Source organism: Bacillus sp. FSL H7-0578 (assembly GCF_038630855.1).
In the GTDB taxonomy this organism is placed as follows: Bacteria; Bacillota; Bacilli; order Bacillales; family Bacillaceae; genus Bacillus; species Bacillus safensis.
This window is the reverse complement of sequence record NZ_CP152045.1, coordinates 1,917,663-1,935,185: the sequence shown is the minus strand read 5'-3', so window position 1 is coordinate 1,935,185 and position 17,523 is coordinate 1,917,663. Positions and strand designations below refer to the sequence as shown.

At 40.7% G+C, this 17,523-nt stretch carries 25 protein-coding genes; 17 read left to right on the top strand and 8 right to left on the bottom strand.

Annotated features, from left to right (window positions below):
- Positions 1-2: 2 nt before the first annotated feature.
- From MHB41_RS09750 to MHB41_RS09715, 8 genes are all read left to right on the top strand, one after another.
- A complete protein-coding gene (locus tag MHB41_RS09750; RefSeq protein ID WP_012010281.1) occupies positions 3-284 on the top strand; it encodes a YokU family protein in 282 nt (93 codons plus the stop codon).
- Positions 285-363: 79 nt separating this feature from the next.
- Positions 364-588, top strand: a complete 225-nt coding sequence (locus MHB41_RS09745; RefSeq protein WP_024422709.1) for a YozE family protein — start codon at positions 364-366, stop codon at positions 586-588.
- A gap of 142 nt (positions 589-730) precedes the next feature.
- Positions 731-1,411: a hypothetical protein gene (locus tag MHB41_RS09740; protein ID WP_024422708.1), complete on the top strand. Its 681-nt coding sequence runs from the start codon at positions 731-733 to the stop codon at positions 1,409-1,411.
- A 250-nt stretch (positions 1,412-1,661) separates the two neighbouring features.
- Positions 1,662-1,832: a YozD family protein gene (locus tag MHB41_RS09735; RefSeq protein WP_065214722.1), complete on the top strand. Its 171-nt coding sequence runs from the start codon at positions 1,662-1,664 to the stop codon at positions 1,830-1,832.
- 50 nt (positions 1,833-1,882) lie between these two features.
- Positions 1,883-2,491: a phosphatase PAP2 family protein gene (locus MHB41_RS09730; RefSeq protein WP_034280546.1), complete on the top strand. Its 609-nt coding sequence runs from the start codon at positions 1,883-1,885 to the stop codon at positions 2,489-2,491.
- A 54-nt stretch (positions 2,492-2,545) separates the two neighbouring features.
- Positions 2,546-2,863 (top strand): hypothetical protein, encoded by a 318-nt coding sequence (locus MHB41_RS09725; protein ID WP_034280548.1) that lies wholly within the window; start codon positions 2,546-2,548, stop codon positions 2,861-2,863.
- 112 nt (positions 2,864-2,975) lie between these two features.
- Positions 2,976-3,671 (top strand): purine-nucleoside phosphorylase, encoded by a 696-nt coding sequence (gene deoD / locus MHB41_RS09720; protein ID WP_012010274.1) that lies wholly within the window; start codon positions 2,976-2,978, stop codon positions 3,669-3,671.
- A gap of 68 nt (positions 3,672-3,739) precedes the next feature.
- Positions 3,740-4,570 (top strand): M15 family metallopeptidase, encoded by an 831-nt coding sequence (locus tag MHB41_RS09715; RefSeq protein WP_024422705.1) that lies wholly within the window; start codon positions 3,740-3,742, stop codon positions 4,568-4,570.
- Positions 4,571-4,624: 54 nt separating this feature from the next.
- On the opposite strand, the gene MHB41_RS09710 is transcribed toward MHB41_RS09715, so the two are convergent.
- Positions 4,625-4,876, bottom strand: a complete 252-nt coding sequence (locus MHB41_RS09710; RefSeq protein WP_024422704.1) for a hypothetical protein — start codon at positions 4,874-4,876, stop codon at positions 4,625-4,627.
- 92 nt (positions 4,877-4,968) lie between these two features.
- Positions 4,969-5,667, bottom strand: coding sequence for a class I SAM-dependent methyltransferase (locus MHB41_RS09705; protein WP_041117718.1), 699 nt, complete (start codon positions 5,665-5,667; stop codon positions 4,969-4,971).
- Positions 5,668-5,817: 150 nt separating this feature from the next.
- Here MHB41_RS09705 and MHB41_RS09700 point away from each other — a divergent pair, with 150 nt between their 5' ends.
- Positions 5,818-7,203, top strand: coding sequence for a S41 family peptidase (locus MHB41_RS09700; RefSeq protein ID WP_024428321.1), 1,386 nt, complete (start codon positions 5,818-5,820; stop codon positions 7,201-7,203).
- Between the two features lie 40 nt (positions 7,204-7,243).
- Here MHB41_RS09700 and MHB41_RS09695 read toward each other — a convergent pair whose 3' ends face one another.
- The 3 genes from MHB41_RS09695 to MHB41_RS09685 form a co-directional block, all read right to left on the bottom strand.
- Positions 7,244-8,737: a sodium:solute symporter gene (locus MHB41_RS09695; RefSeq protein ID WP_254001350.1), complete on the bottom strand. Its 1,494-nt coding sequence runs from the start codon at positions 8,735-8,737 to the stop codon at positions 7,244-7,246.
- Positions 8,737-8,940, bottom strand: a complete 204-nt coding sequence (locus MHB41_RS09690) for a DUF3311 domain-containing protein (protein WP_024422700.1) — start codon at positions 8,938-8,940, stop codon at positions 8,737-8,739. The genes MHB41_RS09695 and MHB41_RS09690 overlap by 1 nt, the downstream gene beginning before the upstream one ends.
- 238 nt (positions 8,941-9,178) lie before the next feature.
- On the bottom strand, positions 9,179-9,796 hold the full coding sequence (locus MHB41_RS09685) for a nitroreductase family protein (RefSeq protein WP_024428323.1): 618 nt from the start codon (positions 9,794-9,796) through the stop codon (positions 9,179-9,181).
- A gap of 138 nt (positions 9,797-9,934) precedes the next feature.
- Here MHB41_RS09685 and MHB41_RS09680 point away from each other — a divergent pair, with 138 nt between their 5' ends.
- Together MHB41_RS09680 and MHB41_RS09675 are read left to right on the top strand one after the other, a co-directional pair.
- On the top strand, positions 9,935-10,267 hold the full coding sequence (locus MHB41_RS09680) for a winged helix-turn-helix transcriptional regulator (RefSeq protein ID WP_024428324.1): 333 nt from the start codon (positions 9,935-9,937) through the stop codon (positions 10,265-10,267).
- Positions 10,268-10,342: 75 nt separating this feature from the next.
- Complete coding sequence (locus tag MHB41_RS09675) at positions 10,343-10,561, top strand: hypothetical protein (protein ID WP_024422697.1); 219 nt, start codon at positions 10,343-10,345, stop codon at positions 10,559-10,561.
- Between the two features lie 41 nt (positions 10,562-10,602).
- Here MHB41_RS09675 and MHB41_RS09670 read toward each other — a convergent pair whose 3' ends face one another.
- A complete protein-coding gene (locus MHB41_RS09670; RefSeq protein ID WP_034280567.1) occupies positions 10,603-11,076 on the bottom strand; it encodes an Hsp20/alpha crystallin family protein in 474 nt (157 codons plus the stop codon).
- Between the two features lie 86 nt (positions 11,077-11,162).
- Between MHB41_RS09670 and rarD the strand changes: the two genes are divergently transcribed.
- From rarD to bshB2, 4 genes are all read left to right on the top strand, one after another.
- Complete coding sequence (gene rarD, locus MHB41_RS09665; RefSeq protein WP_029705997.1) at positions 11,163-12,074, top strand: EamA family transporter RarD; 912 nt, start codon at positions 11,163-11,165, stop codon at positions 12,072-12,074.
- A gap of 78 nt (positions 12,075-12,152) precedes the next feature.
- Positions 12,153-12,434 (top strand): hypothetical protein, encoded by a 282-nt coding sequence (locus MHB41_RS09660; protein ID WP_024428326.1) that lies wholly within the window; start codon positions 12,153-12,155, stop codon positions 12,432-12,434.
- Complete coding sequence (locus MHB41_RS09655; RefSeq protein WP_024428327.1) at positions 12,431-12,781, top strand: YojF family protein; 351 nt, start codon at positions 12,431-12,433, stop codon at positions 12,779-12,781. Before MHB41_RS09660 ends, MHB41_RS09655 begins: the two co-directional genes overlap by 4 nt.
- An 18-nt stretch (positions 12,782-12,799) precedes the next feature.
- Positions 12,800-13,465, top strand: coding sequence for a bacillithiol biosynthesis deacetylase BshB2 (gene bshB2 / locus MHB41_RS09650; protein ID WP_340900202.1), 666 nt, complete (start codon positions 12,800-12,802; stop codon positions 13,463-13,465).
- A gap of 45 nt (positions 13,466-13,510) precedes the next feature.
- Here bshB2 and MHB41_RS09645 read toward each other — a convergent pair whose 3' ends face one another.
- Positions 13,511-14,872 (bottom strand): MATE family efflux transporter, encoded by a 1,362-nt coding sequence (locus tag MHB41_RS09645; protein WP_024428329.1) that lies wholly within the window; start codon positions 14,870-14,872, stop codon positions 13,511-13,513.
- A gap of 59 nt (positions 14,873-14,931) precedes the next feature.
- Positions 14,932-15,057, bottom strand: a complete 126-nt coding sequence (locus tag MHB41_RS09640) for a hypothetical protein (RefSeq protein WP_008359993.1) — start codon at positions 15,055-15,057, stop codon at positions 14,932-14,934.
- 82 nt (positions 15,058-15,139) lie between these two features.
- Here MHB41_RS09640 and cdaS point away from each other — a divergent pair, with 82 nt between their 5' ends.
- A complete protein-coding gene (gene cdaS, locus MHB41_RS09635; RefSeq protein ID WP_340900204.1) occupies positions 15,140-15,766 on the top strand; it encodes a sporulation-specific diadenylate cyclase CdaS in 627 nt (208 codons plus the stop codon).
- 402 nt (positions 15,767-16,168) lie between these two features.
- Positions 16,169-17,488, top strand: a complete 1,320-nt coding sequence (locus MHB41_RS09630) for a peptidoglycan endopeptidase (protein WP_041117706.1) — start codon at positions 16,169-16,171, stop codon at positions 17,486-17,488.
- Positions 17,489-17,523 lie beyond the last annotated feature (35 nt).

The following is a 17,523-nucleotide window of genomic DNA, read 5'->3' as shown; positions in this document are numbered from 1 at the left end:
CCTTGCTGACATGTGATTGGTGTGAGGAAAACAAAGCAAATGCGGAGCAGACAACAGTCTATTGGGAACTGATCACGGGCACACAATCAATTGAAATCATCGAAACGCCGTCCATTTCCTGCACGCACTGCGGGATGACCTATCAAAAGGATGAGACGGTCAAAGAGATTGAAGATCAATTAATTTTAGTGGATCAGACAAAACTTCCAGAAAAAATCTCCTATGAAGAATTAATGAGCATGGAGCGGTTATTAAAGCGAAATTACTTTGACTTTTCATCATAAGTTGTACCTCTGCCTATACAAGTCATCAAATTGCTGTATAATATAACAACAAAATAGTGTGTCGCGGAGGGAAAAACAGGTGAAGTCGTTTTACCATTATTTAATGAAGTTCAGACATCCAAAACCGAAAGATGAAATCAGTCATTTCGCAAATGCTGCGTACGAGGATCACAGCTTTCCTAAAGCTTCCACAGATTATCATGAGCTGTGCGCTTATTTAGAATTAAATGGTGATTATTTAAGCTCAATGACAACATTTGACGAAGCGTTTGAGCAATACGAAGTAGAAGTCAAAAAAAAATAACACGCAACCGCTTATCCGAATGGAGAAGCGGTTTTTTCACGAGAAATAAAATGGCGTTTTGCATGGTGTGGTTGCCCATGCAGAATTCCTTGCGCCGGCATACGATACGTTAAGACCAAAAGTCGGGCAAGGGGGAGACAGAATGAAGGCGAAAGCACCAAAATATCAAGTAGGGGATATTGTCGTCGTTGTCATGTACGGCACAGTCGGAACGATTACAAAAGTCCATCAAATTGACCAGCACTATTTATATGAGGTCAATCATAATGAGGTGCTTTATTTTGAAACATCACTTCAGCTTTACGATGAGTATAGCGGAGTGATTGTCGATACAGAAAAGCTGGACATTGAATATGAGTTCCTCATTGGCGATGTTGTATATGTAAAAGATTACGGAAAAGAGCTATTTAAAATCATCGGTCATCGGACTGAAATTTGGCGCTACCTTGAAGATGGTTGGGAAGATGTCATTTACGAACTCACGAGGCTGAAAGACGGAGAGTGGCTGGAAACAGAAGAGGAAGATTTAACGCTTGTCCTAAGAAAATATGAGATGGACCAGTTTGTTCATCAGCTTCTTTTTGTGCATTACGTCGGAGAAACCTCAAAAGAGTTAGAAGAAGATATGGTCCAAACGGCTCTATTGCAGCTGGAAGAGAAACAAGAAAGCGAATCTTCACTTGAATTTCTGGCTGTATCTATAGTGGATGAGCTTCTTGATATTTATAACGATTATAAAATTCTCTATGAATTTTTCAAAGATCCAGAATATAAGGATATGATGGATTTTATTTTGGAAAGTTTACACGAACATTTTGGTTAAAGAAAGACTTGTCCTAACACGAATAAAAAATAAGGCACACAGAAAAATGCAATCACATAAAACCATCCCCTCAAGATACGGCCCATCACCTGATCAAAAGTTTCTCCATCTAATATGCTTAACCATTTCATTGCCTCAAGCCCCTTTTCTTTTTGTTTACTGCATTTATATGTATGGAATGAGCCATTATGACAAACTGTAATAAAAAACAGCCGGCGTTCATACATCATAAAAAAGGAGGCGGAATGCAATGAAAGAAGCAGATTTGGTGATTGATACAGAGGAAATTGCGGAGTTCTTCTACGTGGAGCTGATCAAAAGAGGGTACATACCTGCTGAGCTTGAAACATTTGAGCTGGCTGACATTACATTTGAATATATGCTGAAAAAAGCAATGATAGTTGAAGAAGAGGCGTGGTAGGTACTATACTTTGAAGAGATTCTGAAGAGAGAGGGAGGGGAATCTTTCGCGTGTACATCCTATATCTTTTCATTTTATTTGGCGCCATTGCTGCGCTCATGGTATCTGGGGCTTTTCAAGATTTGGACAACCAGATCATCTTATGGTTTGAAAGCATCAGACTCCCTTTTTTAAATGATGTCATGCTGGCTTTGACGGACTTAGGCATCAGCGCGCTGCTCGTTCCAATCATGCTCATTTTTAGTGTGGTCTTGTTTATGTATAAGCGCTACTACTCTATCATGATGCTCTTTCTACTATATCTCACAGAAAAAACAATCAATCATGAATTAAAGGGGCTGTTTGCTAGAGAGCGTCCGGCCTTTGATCACCTTGTAGGTGAAACGTATTACAGCTTTCCGAGCGGACATTCGATGAATGCAGCCACCATCTACCCTTTTATGGCTTATCTATTAGTTGAAATGATCCCATGGCTGAAAGAAAGACAAAAAATCGTCTATTTGATCACAGGGCTTTTCGTTCTGGCCATTGGCATCAGCCGGATGTATATCGGGGTGCATTATTTGACAGATGTTGCAGGAGGCTTTGCGATAGGACTCGCTTTATTTCTCATTTGTAAAAAGATTGACGAAAGATTGCCTGTCATTCGACAAAAATAGAAGAAGGAAATTGACAGATCCCAGCCAATTTTATATAAAAGGGGAGGGATTTGAATGCAATTGACGTTGAGATTTTTTCAAAAGAAACCTTCAGCATTTCACTTAACCATTTATCAGACACCTGAATATGGCGCTGCAAGCGGGCATCTGCCTGTGTACCGGACAAAGATTGGCGGCAGAACACACCTTGATGTACTGGAAAAAGCATTCTCGACATTTAATGTACATGATACAGTCCCTAATGATTACAATGCGCGGTTTATCACAACAGGTGATATTGTTGTGATTGATGATAAGAAAAAGGGGAAGTGCTATTATCAGCTCTCTCCGGCAGGGTGGAAACGCAGTGAACGAATGATGACGATAAGTTAAATAGATGATTGATGATGCCAGCTTGAGATTCAGCTGGTATTTTCTTTTTTTAGCTCAATCGTTTATAATAAATAGGATAAAATACATAGTAAACGTAAGTGGAGGCTAAAAAATGAGTGTACATATTGGAGCAGAAAAAGGACAAATTGCAGAAACGGTATTGCTGCCAGGCGATCCGTTGCGTGCGAAATATATTGCAGATACATATTTAGAAGATGTTGAGTGCTATAACGAAGTGCGCGGAATGTATGGCTATACTGGAACCTATAAAGGAAAACGTGTTTCTGTACAGGGCACTGGGATGGGCGTACCGTCTATTTCGATTTATGTGAATGAACTCATTCAAAGCTATGATGTTCAAAACTTAATTCGCGTTGGATCTTGCGGAGCCATCAAAAGAGATGTCAATGTACGTGACGTCATTTTAGCCCAGACATCATCAACAGATTCACAAATGAATCGTGTGGCATTTGGACCGATTGATTATGCGCCATGCGCTGATTTTGGCCTGCTCAAGAAAGCCTACGACACGGCAGAAGCAAAAAATGTCGCTGTACGTGTCGGAAATGTATTTACAGCAGACCAATTTTACAATGAAAAACCACTTGAGCTCATGGCTCAATATGGTATCCTAGCGATCGAAATGGAGACAACCGCTCTTTATTCTCTTGCAGCAAAATTTGATCGAAAAGCTTTATCAATTTTGACTGTGAGTGATCACGTTCTAACAGGAGAAGAAACAACGGCTGAAGAGCGTCAAACAACGTTTGATGAAATGATCTTAATTGCGCTAGACTCCGTTTTATAATAGTATAAAGGGTGTGCTACAATGTAGCGCATCTTTATTTTTTTAGAAGAGCAAAAGGAAGGTATGTCATGAAGAAAAGCTACAAAATACTCTCAATCGCATCGATTCTTGGTTTGACAGCCGCGCTATCAGGCTGCCAGTTGCTGGATCAAAAAAGCGGTACATCTGAATCAAACAAAACTAACGAACAAAAAAACGCAGCAAGTTCATCTCCCCAGCACAACTCAAACGATAAGGCAGATTCATCGAATCAAGAGCTGACGTTAAAGAGTGAATATTTCAATGACATCAAGGTTGTGAGCGGTCTGAAAACCATTCAAAATCCTGAAAATGTGCTAGCACTTGTCAACAAAGAATATGCATTACCAGGAACCTATAAACCTTCTGATCTCGTTGTACCAAAAGTAGAATTCTCTTTTTCGGAAGATATTGAAAAGCGATATATCCGCAAAGAAGCAGCGGAAGCGCTTGAGAAGTTATTCAAAGGTGCAAAAAAGGAAAACTTCGAGCTTGCTGCAGTATCTGGCTATCGCTCCTATGACCGTCAAAAAGTCATTTTTGATAGTGAGGTCAAATTAAAAGGCAAAGAAAAAGCACAAGAAGCAGTCGCTTTACCAGGCGAAAGTGAACATCAAACAGGTTTAGCCATGGACATTTCCTCAAAAAGTGCCGGTTTTGAGATCTCTGAAAAGTTTGGTGAAACACCAGATGGCAAATGGGTGGCTAAAAACGCCTATAAATATGGCTTTATCATCCGTTATCCAAAAGGAAAAGAAGACATTACGAAATACGAATATGAGCCGTGGCATCTGCGCTATGTGGGAAAAGAAGCCGCTAAAGCGATGCATGATCACGATTTAACATTTGAAGAATACATGAACAAAGTAAAGAAAATCTAAACAAGTAAGTAAAAGGCCTCCCAGCTATTCGGGAGGCCTTCTCTTATTCTTCTTTTAAAAAAAGAACAATCCTGCTAATGCGAAGCCGGTAATGAAACCGAGGCCGATGCCATACGCTGCACCCCAGCCATAATATCCGCCCCAATAGCCAAAGCCAAAGCCTCCGCGAGACCCGCCGACTGGACGAATATAAACTTTGCGGTTTGTCACACGCTCAATGCGTCCGACGTGTACTCTGCCATTACGGTCAGTGATTCTAGCGACTTTCCCCATGTGCTGCTGACAAAGCTTGTAGTAGCGCTCCATGTTTTTCCTCCTTATGACAAACTCTTTTCACTCTTATCCTATGCGAGAGACTTCATAGAGTTTGGACAAAACATATAGGAGATTCGCTCATTTTATACGGTACATTCAAATAGAATGTGACTTAGCTGCTTTCGGTGTGCTTGAATGAGATCGTAGTGTGTTTGCAGCGTTTCGTAAAGAGAAGGGGGTATGTGTTCAGATAATTCCATCTCTGTCGGCTCCTCCTGCCCCATATGTTCATCGAATGAGAGGATCTGAATGTCACGGAAGCCCGCTTCGGTTAACTGCTCCTTCCATTCTTCAAGCGACAAGAGCGAGTGGAAGCCGTAAAAATTCCGAACCGCTGCAAGCTCTTCAGGCGTAAGAGGGGCTTTTAACACAGCTTCATTTGCAATCAATTGGCTGCCAGGAGCAAGCACACGTTTGATCTCAGCTAGTGCATCACGCAGCTTGGTAAAGCTTAAAACAGATTCACTGATGAGTAGAGAGAACGCTTGATCTGGAAAGGGCAGCTGCTCAATGGATGCCTCTAAAGCACGGATCGGCAGTTCCTCCCGTTTGAATCGCAGGTTCGCCTTTTCAATCATCAATGGATGCGTATCAATGGCCTCCACCTGATAACCTATATTTCCTAAATAGGCGGCGGTCTGTCCTGTACCGCATCCAGCGTCAAGTATTCGTGCATGAGGCGGCAGTTTTATATGCTCAATCATCGTTTTTGTTAACTCAATTCCGCCAGGATGGGCACCTGATACGCCAAAATAAGCAAGCATTTCTACATAATCACTCATATAATCCCTTCTTTCCTTATCCTGTTCCTCTCTAAAGATTATGCAATAGAGGGGCAAATGGCTTATCTTTTCAAATAGAAGTTGATCCTTTGGTTGACGGATGAAGCATCGTCCTTGATAATAATGAAAGGAGATAAAGGTGGTGTTTTTTTGAAAAAACAAATGAAGTTCGTGGTAGCCATTCTGGTGACTGCTGCACTGTCCTCAGCGATTACATTTGTGATCACAAAACAAGGTGCTGTCAGCGTCTCAGGAGACGAGAAGTTTAGTAAACTCATGGCTGCGTATACGAAGGTAAAGGATGAGTATTACGAAAAAACGGATGATCAAAAACTAGTAGATGGTGCGATCCAAGGAATGATTGCATCACTTGATGATCCATACTCTACATATATGGATCAGGAGGAAGCCGAAGGATTTAACAATACCATTTCTTCTTCATTTGAAGGAATTGGTGCACAAGTAGAAGAGAAGGATGGACAAATTTTAATTGTCGCGCCGATTAAAGGCTCTCCTGCTGAAAAAGCTGGTTTGAAACCTCATGATCATATTTTAAAAGTGGATGGAAAAAGCACCAAAGGAATGTCGGTCAATAAAGCAGTCTCTCTCATTAGAGGGAAAAAAGGAACGGATGTTAAGCTGCATCTCAATCGTCAAGGAGTCGGTAATGTAGATGTGACCATCACAAGAGACACGATTCCGCTTGAAACGGTGTATGCAAAACTCACAAAAGACAAAATAGGAGAAATCCAAATTACGTCCTTTGCTGAAACCACATCGAAAGAGCTGGATAAAGCAATTGATGACCTCGAGAAAAAAGGGGCAAAAGGTTTTGTCATTGACCTGAGAGATAATCCAGGCGGCATCATGACAGAAGCCATTGAAATGAGCAATGACTTTATTGATAAAGGAAAAGTCATCATGCAGGTTGAAGAAAAAGGGAAGAAACAAGTGTACAAGGCTGAAAAAGAACGCAAAGTCCATCAGCCGGCAGTTGTCCTTGTAAATGGAGGATCAGCCAGCGCTGCTGAAATCATGGCGGCGGCTCTGCACCAATCTTCAGGCATTCAAATTGTGGGTGAAAAGACATTTGGCAAAGGAACTGTTCAAAATGCGCAAAACTATAATGATGGTTCTAGTGTCAAGTTAACCATTGCAAAATGGCTGACACCAGACGGTTCTTGGATTCACAAAAAAGGTATCGAACCACAGGTGAAAGCAGCTCTCCCAAGTTATGCAAAGCTGCCGTACTTAAGCCCGAAAAAATCATATGAGCTAAATGACAATGGAGATGAAGTCAAAGCAGCTCAAAAAATGTTCCAAGCGCTTGGCTACAAAGCAAAAGCAAACGGTGAGTACGATCAAGCATTCCAGTCTATCGTCAAAAACTTCCAAACAGACAACGATCTCAAGGCAGACGGTATTCTGACAGGAGATACAACGACCGTTCTGATGACAAAGATCCAAGATAAGCTAAAGAACAACGATACACAAATGAAAAAAGCCATTGAAGTCTTGAAAAAAGAAATGAAATAAAAAAAAGCAGTCCTCATCAGGGGACTGCTTTTTCTTATCCTTACACTTCGTTTGTGATCGCTTCTGTTTTTTCATGATCCTTTTCAAATAGATCATTCATGACAGAATTGGATGTGACCTTGTTTTGGAAGAATGGATTCAAAATCAAGATGACGATGACGTTTGCTAGTAAACCAAGAAAACCTTCATAAAGGCCGAACGTGACTTGTGAGATATTCGCTGTAAAGGTAACGATGATCCCAATGACTAACCCGGCAATCGTTGCTTCTCTCGATTGTTTTTTCCAGAATAAGCTGATGGCAATAGCTGGGAAGATTTGAACCATTCCTGAAACACCAATGAGCTGAAGCGTGACAAGTGCAGTTGGGAACAGCATCCCGAATAAAAGAGCGAGTCCGATGACGATAAACACCATCGAACGTGTAATGATGGTCAATCTTTTAGGTGACACATTCGGATGAATTAAGTCACGGTATAAATTATTGGCAAATAAATTCGATGCGCCAATGGCCATGATGGAGCATGGAATGAGGGAAGCCAGTGCAATCGTAGAATAGGCGAGTCCCTGCATCACGCCGCCATATGATGTTTGAATTAAATGAAGAAGAGCAAATCTCGGATTTGTATCTTCTGGTAAGACTAAAAAAGCAATAAATCCAAGGAAGATGACCAAAATCAATACAATATTATAAAGAGGCAAAAACATGCTGTTTTTACGGATGGCATCTGCGCTTTTGGCTGTAAAAACCCCAGTTGCTGCGTGTGCCCACATAAACAAAGCAAGAGCAGAAACGCCTGAAGCAGTAATAAACCATAAAATGCCTTTAGGACCGCCTTCAGGGATCGTTAGAAGCTGAGGTGCTTCTTTGGCTAACGTATTCATCATCGGTGTCCAGCCGTTAAAATGAATGATCGGCAGTGAAACGACCATAAACAGCATGATCACCCAAACGAGAATATCTTTAATAATGGCTGTATATGTAGGACCTTTAATACCACTGAAAAATGTATAAAGTGCGACTAAAATAAATGAAATAATAACAACTGCATTCACATTAATATAATTAGTTCCAGCGACAGTTAACGTATCTTGAATCCCGCTCAGCTGAAGACAAATATAAGGAATCAGCATAAGTACTCCAACAATCGCAATCAAACTGGATAACAGCTTGCTGTCAAACCGCTCACGTGCATAATCGGCAAGTGTTGTAAGGTTGTGATTTTTCGCAACAGTCCATAGTTTCGGTAAAAAGAAATAAGCAATAAAATAAGCTAGGACGGAATAAGGAATAGCGAAAAAAGCGACGCTTCCAGCTGTATAAGCTGTACTTGTAAGCCCTAAAAAGGTATAAGCTGTATATAAGTCTGCGCCAACGAGGAACCAGACGAGCAGTCCGCCAAATTTTCTTCCGCCGACAGACCATTCTTCTACTGACTGTCTTGATGATTTGTCACGACCAGCGGCAAATCCGATGACCACGACGATGAAAATAATACTTGCAGTAATCAATAAAGCTGTTAAATTTCCTTGCATTAGTCAGTTCCTCCATTTGAATGTTGCATCTTATAAATGATAAATGTGCAAATTGGTGTGAGTACAATCCATAGCAAGAGCCAGAAGTGGAAAAAGGGCAGGCCGATGACAAATGGATGAATGCGATTTGCAAAAGGCAGCAATGCGAGCTGTCCGATGAATGGAATCGCGATAAGTAGTGCCAGCATCAATTTTTTGTTCATGATTTCCTCCTGAATATTTTGTAATTTCATAATAATAGCAGTTGTCAGATTAGATCACAAGACCATTTTCAGAAAAAACAATCATTTTGGTGAATATCATACTAATATAACGCTTTCATTCTTGTCAAAGGAGAAAGAGTGAAGATGTAAAGAGGGGGAAGGTGAAAGAAAGTATGTAGAAATAATATTTAAAGCAAATAAAAAAGCCCCAGCATAAAGGCTGAGGCTTTTCCAATTTTTAAAGGAAATCAGATACTTCTTCGATGTCGAAACGATTGCTTTTATGAGCTTCTTTCGCTGCTTTACCAACTGAAATCAGCATAACCGGCTCGTAGCGGCCGCTTACATTGAATTCTTTGATGTACGCGTCTTTACTGAAACCACCCATTGCACATGTATCATAGCCCATTGCTTTTGCCGCAATCATTAATTGCATAGCAGCTAATGAAGCATTTGAATACGCTGCTTCGCGTGCATATTGCTCGCTTTGGTATGCGCCATTAATTTGAGTCATCAATGTTTCTTTAATGTCTTCAGTAATGAAGCCTTGTTCTGCCAGTTCACTGTAGATTTTTTCGCCATTTTGGTTAGCTTCAAGGTCACCTAGAACTGCAATAACAGCTGATGCCTGTGATACTTGCTTTTGGTTGTAAGCGATTGGAAGTAATTTTGCTTTTGCTTCAGCACTATGGAAAACAGTGAAATGCCAATGCTGAAGGTTCCAAGCAGATGGTGCTTTTGTTGTGATTTCAAGAAGCTCTGTTAACTCTTCTTTTGTCATTTCATGAGAAGTATCATACTCTTTTACTGAAGCTCTTTGTTTTAAGATATCAATTGTTTTTTGATCGGTCGCCATATGGATATTTCCTCCCGTTTTTGCAAATAATATGGTACAATAACTAAAAAGTGAGAAACTTACTTATTGTAACTAGAGTTATTTTAAATTGTACACCGTTAGTTTGTCAAACAATCATGAAAAGAAAGGCTGAAATTTATGGAATTTCAATTATGTCCACACATTCAGCAAGCTTTTTTACTCCTAGGCAAAAGGTGGAACGGTCTCATTATACATGTATTGCTTGATGGACCAAAGCGTTTTAAAGACCTCACAGACACGATCCCGTCGATCAGTCAAAAAATGCTCGCAGAGCGTTTAAAAGAGCTCGAGCAAGAAGGGATTATAGAGCGGACCGTCCTGCCTGAGACGCCTGTCAAAGTCATTTACAGTTTAACTGAAAAAGGGAATGCGTTACATGATGTGTTTCATGAGGTATCTCGGTGGGCAGGGGAGTATACAGACTCTCACGGGAAAAAGGAGCAAGCCTAGTTTTAGGTTTGCCCAAACATTTTGACTCCTGATGAATATGCTGATGTTAGGCACATGACAAAGGAGGAGAAATGCATGTACCCTCATACTCCGTATTTTCGAGGCGGCGCCCCTGGCATTCCGCCATATGAATCCAGAGTCCCTTTGTTTTTTGGTTTTGGCGCTCCTTTAGTCGGCGGACTGCTTGGCGGATTTCTAGGAAGTGCGATTTTTAATTATCCCCGTCCATATTACCCGCCGCCACCACCGCCTGCTCCACCACCTTATGGCGGCGGATATCCACCATATTATTAAGAAAAAAGAGTAAGCCTGCTTCCGTTCTTAAAGCAGGCTTTTTATAATGGAATATCAATTTCAGAAATTCCTGGATCATCATGCTTTAAAAACATAATTTCCAATATACCATCTTGATACGACGCCTTCGTTCCTTTTCGTTTCACAGCAGCAGGGAGGACGACTTTCTTCTGCGTCCCTTCTTCAGGAAAATGATCAATAAACAGCAGATTGGCTGTATGTTTGATTTTGACTTTTTCTGTGTTCGGACGAGCAATTTCAATTTTGACAAACACATGATCAGTCGTCTCGAACACTTCGACTTCTGGCTCTTTTTCTTTTTCGACATCAGTTTCTCTCGTTTTTTGATTTTGAGAAAGGGGGTCCTGAAATGGGAACTGAGCAGGATAATTGGAGCCGAATACACTTTCCATGACTTGATTGACATACTGCTCAACGTCTTTAGGATCTGAATTCTTTAAGGCTTCTTTTGAGAACTGCTTTTGAAAAGGGAATAATCGGTTCCAGTCGAACATGCGAATCATCCTTTCTAAATGCCCTGAATTAGTATATGCCCATTCGCCTGCGTGCGTGCTATAATATACGTTAGATTTAGAAAGGGATGGTTACATTGAACGAACAGCAATCAAAAGGTGTTCTCTACACGGCAGCATCTTTTACACTCTGGGGTTTATTCCCGTTATATTGGAAGCTGATGGAACATATTTCGTCAGGCGAAATTTTAGCACACAGAATTTTATGGTCATTTGTGTTTATGTGCGGTATTCTTTTGTATTTAAAACAAGTCCGCCCAGCGATGCAGACAGTAAAGGGTCTCATACTGGATGGTAAAGCATTTTTTTCATTACTTTTATCTGCTATTTTAATTTCAGTCAACTGGTATGTCTACATTTGGGCAGTCAATCATGGTCTTATGCTAGAAGCAAGTTTAGGGTATTATATTAATCCGCTTGTATCCGTTCTATTAGGGATTATTTTCTTAAAAGAACGACTAAATAAATGGCAAACCATTGCCATTCTTATTGCCGCATTTGGGGTGATCCTTTCAACAGTTCAATACGGGTCATTTCCTGTCGTTGCTTTCTTATTAGCCCTTAGCTTCGGCTTTTATGGTTTGATCAAAAAAAGGATGAGCTTCACGAGCGCGATTGGTTTGACGATTGAAACGCTGCTTCTCGCACCGGCTGCACTTGTGTACTTATTATTTTTCTTAAAAGAACCTGTGGTGACTATGAATCCTAACAGCTTCGGGTCGCTCGGTCTCTTATTTTTTGCAGGCGTTTTTACAGCCGTGCCGCTTCTTTTATTCTCAGAAGGCGCAAAAAGAATTCCACTTTATCAAGTGGGCATTTTGCAATACATTGCACCGACAATTACGCTGTTTTTAGGGCTGTTTGTCTATCACGAACACTTATCCGCAGCTAAAATTGTGACGTTCCTTTGTATTTGGGTGGCGATTTTACTGTTTACCACCTCTCAATTACGCATGAAAAAAACAGCGAATTCTCATTAAGCCAAACGAGCAGTTTGCTTTTTTTTGCAGGCGGATCATGTCATAATAAGTTGTTAACAAAACTGTAGAGGTGATCATATGTCGTCAGCTCATGAGCTTGCAGCCGCCTATCAATCTTTATGGAAAAATCGTCAGCTTGATGTTGATGATATGTCTTCTTTACACGAGGCCATATGTGATGATTTACTCGATGCACGAACACATCCGCGGGCGAGGAAATCCTTACACCAAAAGTATGTGCTTGCTGTGGAGAGAATTTTAGAAAGTGAGCTTAAGCATGATCATCAGCTGCAGCTGATCAGCTTACATACGAAAAAGCTGCGAGAATTAATTCAAAATGAAGGAAGGAACCACTCATGAAACCAATTCAAACGGAAGATGTCACAACACATCTTGAATCGTTTTTAAATCGTCCAGTCTTCGTTCATCTTGAAACGACAACTGGTTCTTATTCAGCTCATGTAAATGAACAAAATATGACGGTTGTGGCGTATATCCGCAACGCGAAAGTCGTCTATTCACAGGCGAAAATAAAAGGACAAGGTCCATACCGTGTTGGAATGAAAACAGAAGATGGCTGGATTTACGCAGAAGGATTAACCGATTATGTGTTTGATGACCAAGGCCGACTGCTATTAGCTGGACACTTGCCAGACGGCAAACTAGCGATCTCATTACAAATTAGTGAAACGCCATTTCAGGTGTAGAAGAAAGGGTGACAAGTCATGAACGAACATGTACTAGTGATGCTGCCTCACCCCGATGATGAATCCTTTGGGGTGGCTGGTCTCATTGCACAAAGCAGAAAACGCGGAATTCCCGTCACATATGCATGCGGGACACTTGGGGAAATGGGCAGAAATATGGGAAGCCCAACATATGCTAACCGTGAAACACTTCCTGAATTAAGAAAACAGGAATTAATCAATGCCTGCAAAGAAATGGATATCACTGACTTACGTATGCTTGGACTGCGTGATAAAACATTGGAATTTGAAGACGACGAGTATTTGGCAGATGTGATGGAAACCATCATTGATGAAGTCAAACCGACACTCATTGTGACGTTTTATCCAGGACACGGTGTACACCCTGATCATGATGCGACAGGTGAAGCTGTGATTCGTGCTCTATATCGCAAGAAAAAAGAAGACCGTCCTGTCGCATACTGCATGGCCATTACGAAAAATAGAGAAGAAGTACTTGGACATGCGGATATTGTGATTGATATTACAGATGTGGCAGATATCAAATTAAATGCACTGAGAGCGCATAGAACGCAAACAGAGGGCATGCTGAGAGAGCTTGAACAAAAGCTGAAAAACAAAGAACCAGTCGTCCAAAAATGGTTTGATGAAGAAATTTTCTGGACGTATCAATGGAATGATTAAACAAAAAAGCAGCTGATCTATGTCAGCTGCTTTTTTGTGTTGTATTTAGTGATTCGATACATGCCTAAGTTGACGTTTTTGAATCAACTTAAGACGGATAAAGAGGACGATGGCACCTGCGGCAAGCCCGGCAATCAGTCCGATCCAATAACCAAACGCCCCAAAGGAGGTATATGTGCCAATGAGATAACCGGCAGGAAGACCGATGACCCAGTAAGAGACAAAAGCAGCAATGAGCGTATAATTCACATCTTTATAGCCGCGCAGAGCCCCTTGAATGGGTGCAGCAATCGCATCTGACAGCTGGAAAAAGATCGCGTAAATCAAAAAGTGCTGTGTCATTTGTAAAACAGCTGATTCAGCTGTATATAAACCAGCGATCTCTGGTCTGAATAGCAAGATGAGGGCGGCCGTACATAATGAGAATAATACCGCCGTTCCAATGCCGATATAGCTGTAGCTTTGCGCGTCTTTATACCTCTTAGCCCCCGCTTCAAACCCAACAACGATCGTTAACGCCATTGAGATGCTAAGCGGTAAAATATAAAGAATAGAAGCAAAGTTCATCGCTGCTTGGTGACTGGCGATAGTAATGGTATCAAAGTGACCCATTAATAGCGTCACTGCTGCAAAGATACTCGTTTCAAAAAAGATCGCAAACCCGATAGGAAGGCCAATTTTCAGTATTTGCCCTATACGGGAGATATTCATTCGAGGCAGTTTTTGAAACAAACGAAATGAGGCAAATGGTTCTGCTTTAATGACAATACAAATACTCATGATGAAAATCGCCCAATACGTCATTGCAGATGCAAGACCGGCACCCGCACCGCCAAGCTTTGGAAAGCCCAAATTCCCAAAAATAAATACGTAATTTAAAACAAAGTTAATAGGAAGTGCTGTGAGCGTGATGAACATCGTCACACGTGTTTTCCCTAATGCATCAATAAATGACCGTAGCACCGAATAACCAAACAGCGGGAGGATGCCAAAAGCAAGAAAGCTGAGAAAATGCCGCGCAATATCCTCTACAGAGTGCTCGAGTCCAAGTCCTCCTAGTATGTAAGGAACGCTGATCGTACCAATCACAATCACAGCGATACTTAAAAGAAAGGACAAATAGATCGCCTGAAAGACAGCCCGGGGAACATCTTCTTTATGCCCAGCGCCCATCAGCTGAGCCACAATCGGAGTAACGGCCATCAAAATCCCGGCAAGTCCCGTATAAACAGGTGTCCAAATACTAGAACCGATCGCAACACCCGCAAGGTCTTCTGCACTCACTTTTCCAGACATCACCGTATCTAAAAAGGTAATAAGCGAAAGACCTGCTTGGGTAATTAAAATCGGAATCAAAATGGTTAAAAATAGTGTCAGCTTTGCTCGAATGCTATTCGTTTCTCTCATTATAAGTTCCTCTCTGAACAGAAATAACGAGAGGAATTATATCATGCTATGTAAAAAAATCAATTCTCCGTCGGATTATTTTTCTTAGATGGCTTCGTTTTTTTAAACATTTGGGCATAAATAAAAGAAAGACTGACAACACCTAAAATGCTGCAAGCATATTGGATGATTTTCTGAATGGTCATATTAAGCTCACCTCCATACAAATAGAATGTGCACAATTTGCTATTTTATAACAACAAGCGAAAGAAGAAGGGAAAAGATCAGATGATCCATCGGACGAACGAAGAAGTGATATTTAAAGCCGGGATGAGAACACATTTGATGAACATTATGAAGGATGCAAGTGACATCATTGATTCTCTTGATGAAACAGAGCAGTGTTTACTTTGTGATCTCGAAGCATTGCATGATCAGTTTAATGAAATGCATGCAGAGGCCTCGGCGTTTTATTTACAAGCGTATATGGAAGAATTCACACCAGGATTTGCTCAATTTTCTTTAGCCATTGAGAATTTATCAAAACAAAAGCATGGAGCACTCATTGTGATCCAAAGACGCGATGAGGTTGAGGATTTTATTCAAAAAGGGACAAACCTTCATGCGAAAATTAGTGCTTCCTTAATAGAAAGCATTTTCTATCCGGGAAATCCACTGCATGACGGTGCTCTTTTAGTCAAAGAAAATACACTTGTCTCTGCTGCAAATGTGCTGCCGCTTACATCGAAAAAAGTGAGTGCTTCGCTTGGCACAAGGCACAGGGCAGCGATCGGACTCTCTGGTATGACCGATGCACTTGTTCTTGTCGTGTCAGAAGAAACGGGAAAAATGTCGTTTGCGAAAGAAGGCGTGCTTTACCCGCTTACCGTAAAAGATCCGGAAATAAGAAAATAATAACGAACGCTGCATTCTTCATTCGGAAGGATGCTTTTTTATTTGCGGAGAAAAATCAGCCAATTAAGTAAAAAGTCATTTGATACAGAAAAATTTGTCATGTAGAATAGAACTATGAAACTAGCAGCGTGCTTGTTTTGACAAATTTCTAAACGTCAACTTAAAAATTCCTTAAAAAATGTTTATAAATACAACAAACAGCCGATAGAAACGATATGGCTTTGTTTTAGCATTTTGAGTTGGCTGCTTTAGCCTATTTGTTATTGCCCAACGTCTTCATGTCGAGTAATATAATAGAAATAAAGATAAAATAGTGCAAGAGAAGCAGAACCATTAAATGCTAAACTCAAAACTAGTACATAAGTCTTATTGAACAAAATCATGAAAGGCGGAGATTCCTCTATGAAGAAAAAAGTAGTAACCGGACTCACAGTTTCAGCGATCGCTGGCTCAGCTGTGTTTGCTGCACCGGCAGAAGCACAGACGATCAAGGTGAAAAGCGGTGACTCACTTTGGAAGATTGCCGAACAGTACAATACAAGTATTTCGGAGCTTCAATCTCTTAATCAATTAAAAACGACAATGATTTTTGCAGGACAAAGCTTGAAAATTCCTGGCGAAAAAAGCAAGAAATCCAGTTCATCAACAGGGTCAAAAGCAACGAAATCAAGTGCTTCAAAGACTTCCAGCTATACTGTAAAGCTTGGCGATTCTTTATGGCTGATTGCAAAAAATCATAAAATGTCAGTTGCGAGCTTAAAAAGCCTAAACAGCTTAAACAGTGACCTGATTCGTCCTGGTCAAAAGCTAAAGGTATCTGGCAGCACGAAGACGAGCGGAAACCAGTCATCAAATTCAAACTCATCTTCAAATTCCAGCTCAAGCAATAAGACAACGAATTCAAATAGTTCATCATCAAGTACATACAAGGTTAAATTAGGGGATTCACTTTGGAAAATTGCGAATTCGCTAAATATGTCGATTGGTGAAATCAAAACATTGAACGGATTAAAATCTGATATGATTTATCCGAATCAAGTATTGAAAGTAAAAGGGACGGCTGCATCAAAACCAAGTCAGCCGAAACCTACTAAACCAAGCAATTCAAACAGTAACCAGTCTTCTAGCGGGAAAACAACCTCTTATACTGTAAAATCAGGTGATTCGTTATGGAAAATTGCGAATCAATTCAAAGTACAGGTTCAATCAATCCGAACAGCCAACAACTTAAAAAGTGATGTGCTTAGAATTGGACAAGTATTAAAAATCAATGGTGCAGCTTCCGGTTCAACTGGATCGAATGGCTCTACGTCTAACGGTTCAACAAAGCCAGTCGACAATAACAAAAATGATGTACCAATGAATGCAAAGATCACGACAATGATTCAAGAGGGGAAAAAGCTGACAGGCGTTCCTTACAGATGGGGCGGTAATACACCAGCAGGATTTGACTGCAGCGGCTTTGTTTACTATCTCATTAACAAAGTTTCATCTGTATCCAGATTAAGCACAGCTGGCTACTGGAATATGATGACTCCTGTAAGCACACCGCAAGTTGGAGATTTTGTTTATTTTACAACGTACAAAGCAGGCCCTTCTCATATGGGACTATACCTTGGCGGAGGAGATTTCCTTCATGCAAGTGACAATGGAGTAGGAATCTCGAACTTAAGCAACCCATATTGGAAAAAAGCCTACTTAGGTGCAAAACGTTTCTTCTAAAAAAAGCCGATTTTCGGCTTTTTTTGTTTGCCTGC

Coding starts and splice junctions, on each gene's coding strand:
- MHB41_RS09740 (WP_024422708.1), top strand. CDS start 731: ATGAAGGCGAAAGCACCAAAATATCAAGTAGGGGATATTGTCGTCGTT.
- MHB41_RS09735 (WP_065214722.1), top strand. CDS start 1,662: ATGAAAGAAGCAGATTTGGTGATTGATACAGAGGAAATTGCGGAGTTC.
- MHB41_RS09725 (WP_034280548.1), top strand. CDS start 2,546: ATGCAATTGACGTTGAGATTTTTTCAAAAGAAACCTTCAGCATTTCAC.
- deoD (WP_012010274.1), top strand. CDS start 2,976: ATGAGTGTACATATTGGAGCAGAAAAAGGACAAATTGCAGAAACGGTA.
- MHB41_RS09715 (WP_024422705.1), top strand. CDS start 3,740: ATGAAGAAAAGCTACAAAATACTCTCAATCGCATCGATTCTTGGTTTG.
- MHB41_RS09710 (WP_024422704.1), bottom strand. CDS start 4,876: ATGGAGCGCTACTACAAGCTTTGTCAGCAGCACATGGGGAAAGTCGCT.
- MHB41_RS09705 (WP_041117718.1), bottom strand. CDS start 5,667: ATGAGTGATTATGTAGAAATGCTTGCTTATTTTGGCGTATCAGGTGCC.
- MHB41_RS09695 (WP_254001350.1), bottom strand. CDS start 8,737: ATGCAAGGAAATTTAACAGCTTTATTGATTACTGCAAGTATTATTTTC.
- MHB41_RS09690 (WP_024422700.1), bottom strand. CDS start 8,940: ATGAACAAAAAATTGATGCTGGCACTACTTATCGCGATTCCATTCATC.
- MHB41_RS09685 (WP_024428323.1), bottom strand. CDS start 9,796: ATGGCGACCGATCAAAAAACAATTGATATCTTAAAACAAAGAGCTTCA.
- MHB41_RS09680 (WP_024428324.1), top strand. CDS start 9,935: ATGGAATTTCAATTATGTCCACACATTCAGCAAGCTTTTTTACTCCTA.
- MHB41_RS09675 (WP_024422697.1), top strand. CDS start 10,343: ATGTACCCTCATACTCCGTATTTTCGAGGCGGCGCCCCTGGCATTCCG.
- MHB41_RS09670 (WP_034280567.1), bottom strand. CDS start 11,076: ATGTTCGACTGGAACCGATTATTCCCTTTTCAAAAGCAGTTCTCAAAA.
- rarD (WP_029705997.1), top strand. CDS start 11,163: ATGGTTACATTGAACGAACAGCAATCAAAAGGTGTTCTCTACACGGCA.
- MHB41_RS09660 (WP_024428326.1), top strand. CDS start 12,153: ATGTCGTCAGCTCATGAGCTTGCAGCCGCCTATCAATCTTTATGGAAA.
- MHB41_RS09655 (WP_024428327.1), top strand. CDS start 12,431: ATGAAACCAATTCAAACGGAAGATGTCACAACACATCTTGAATCGTTT.
- bshB2 (WP_340900202.1), top strand. CDS start 12,800: ATGAACGAACATGTACTAGTGATGCTGCCTCACCCCGATGATGAATCC.
- MHB41_RS09645 (WP_024428329.1), bottom strand. CDS start 14,872: ATGAGAGAAACGAATAGCATTCGAGCAAAGCTGACACTATTTTTAACC.
- MHB41_RS09640 (WP_008359993.1), bottom strand. CDS start 15,057: ATGACCATTCAGAAAATCATCCAATATGCTTGCAGCATTTTAGGTGTT.
- cdaS (WP_340900204.1), top strand. CDS start 15,140: ATGATCCATCGGACGAACGAAGAAGTGATATTTAAAGCCGGGATGAGA.
- MHB41_RS09630 (WP_041117706.1), top strand. CDS start 16,169: ATGAAGAAAAAAGTAGTAACCGGACTCACAGTTTCAGCGATCGCTGGC.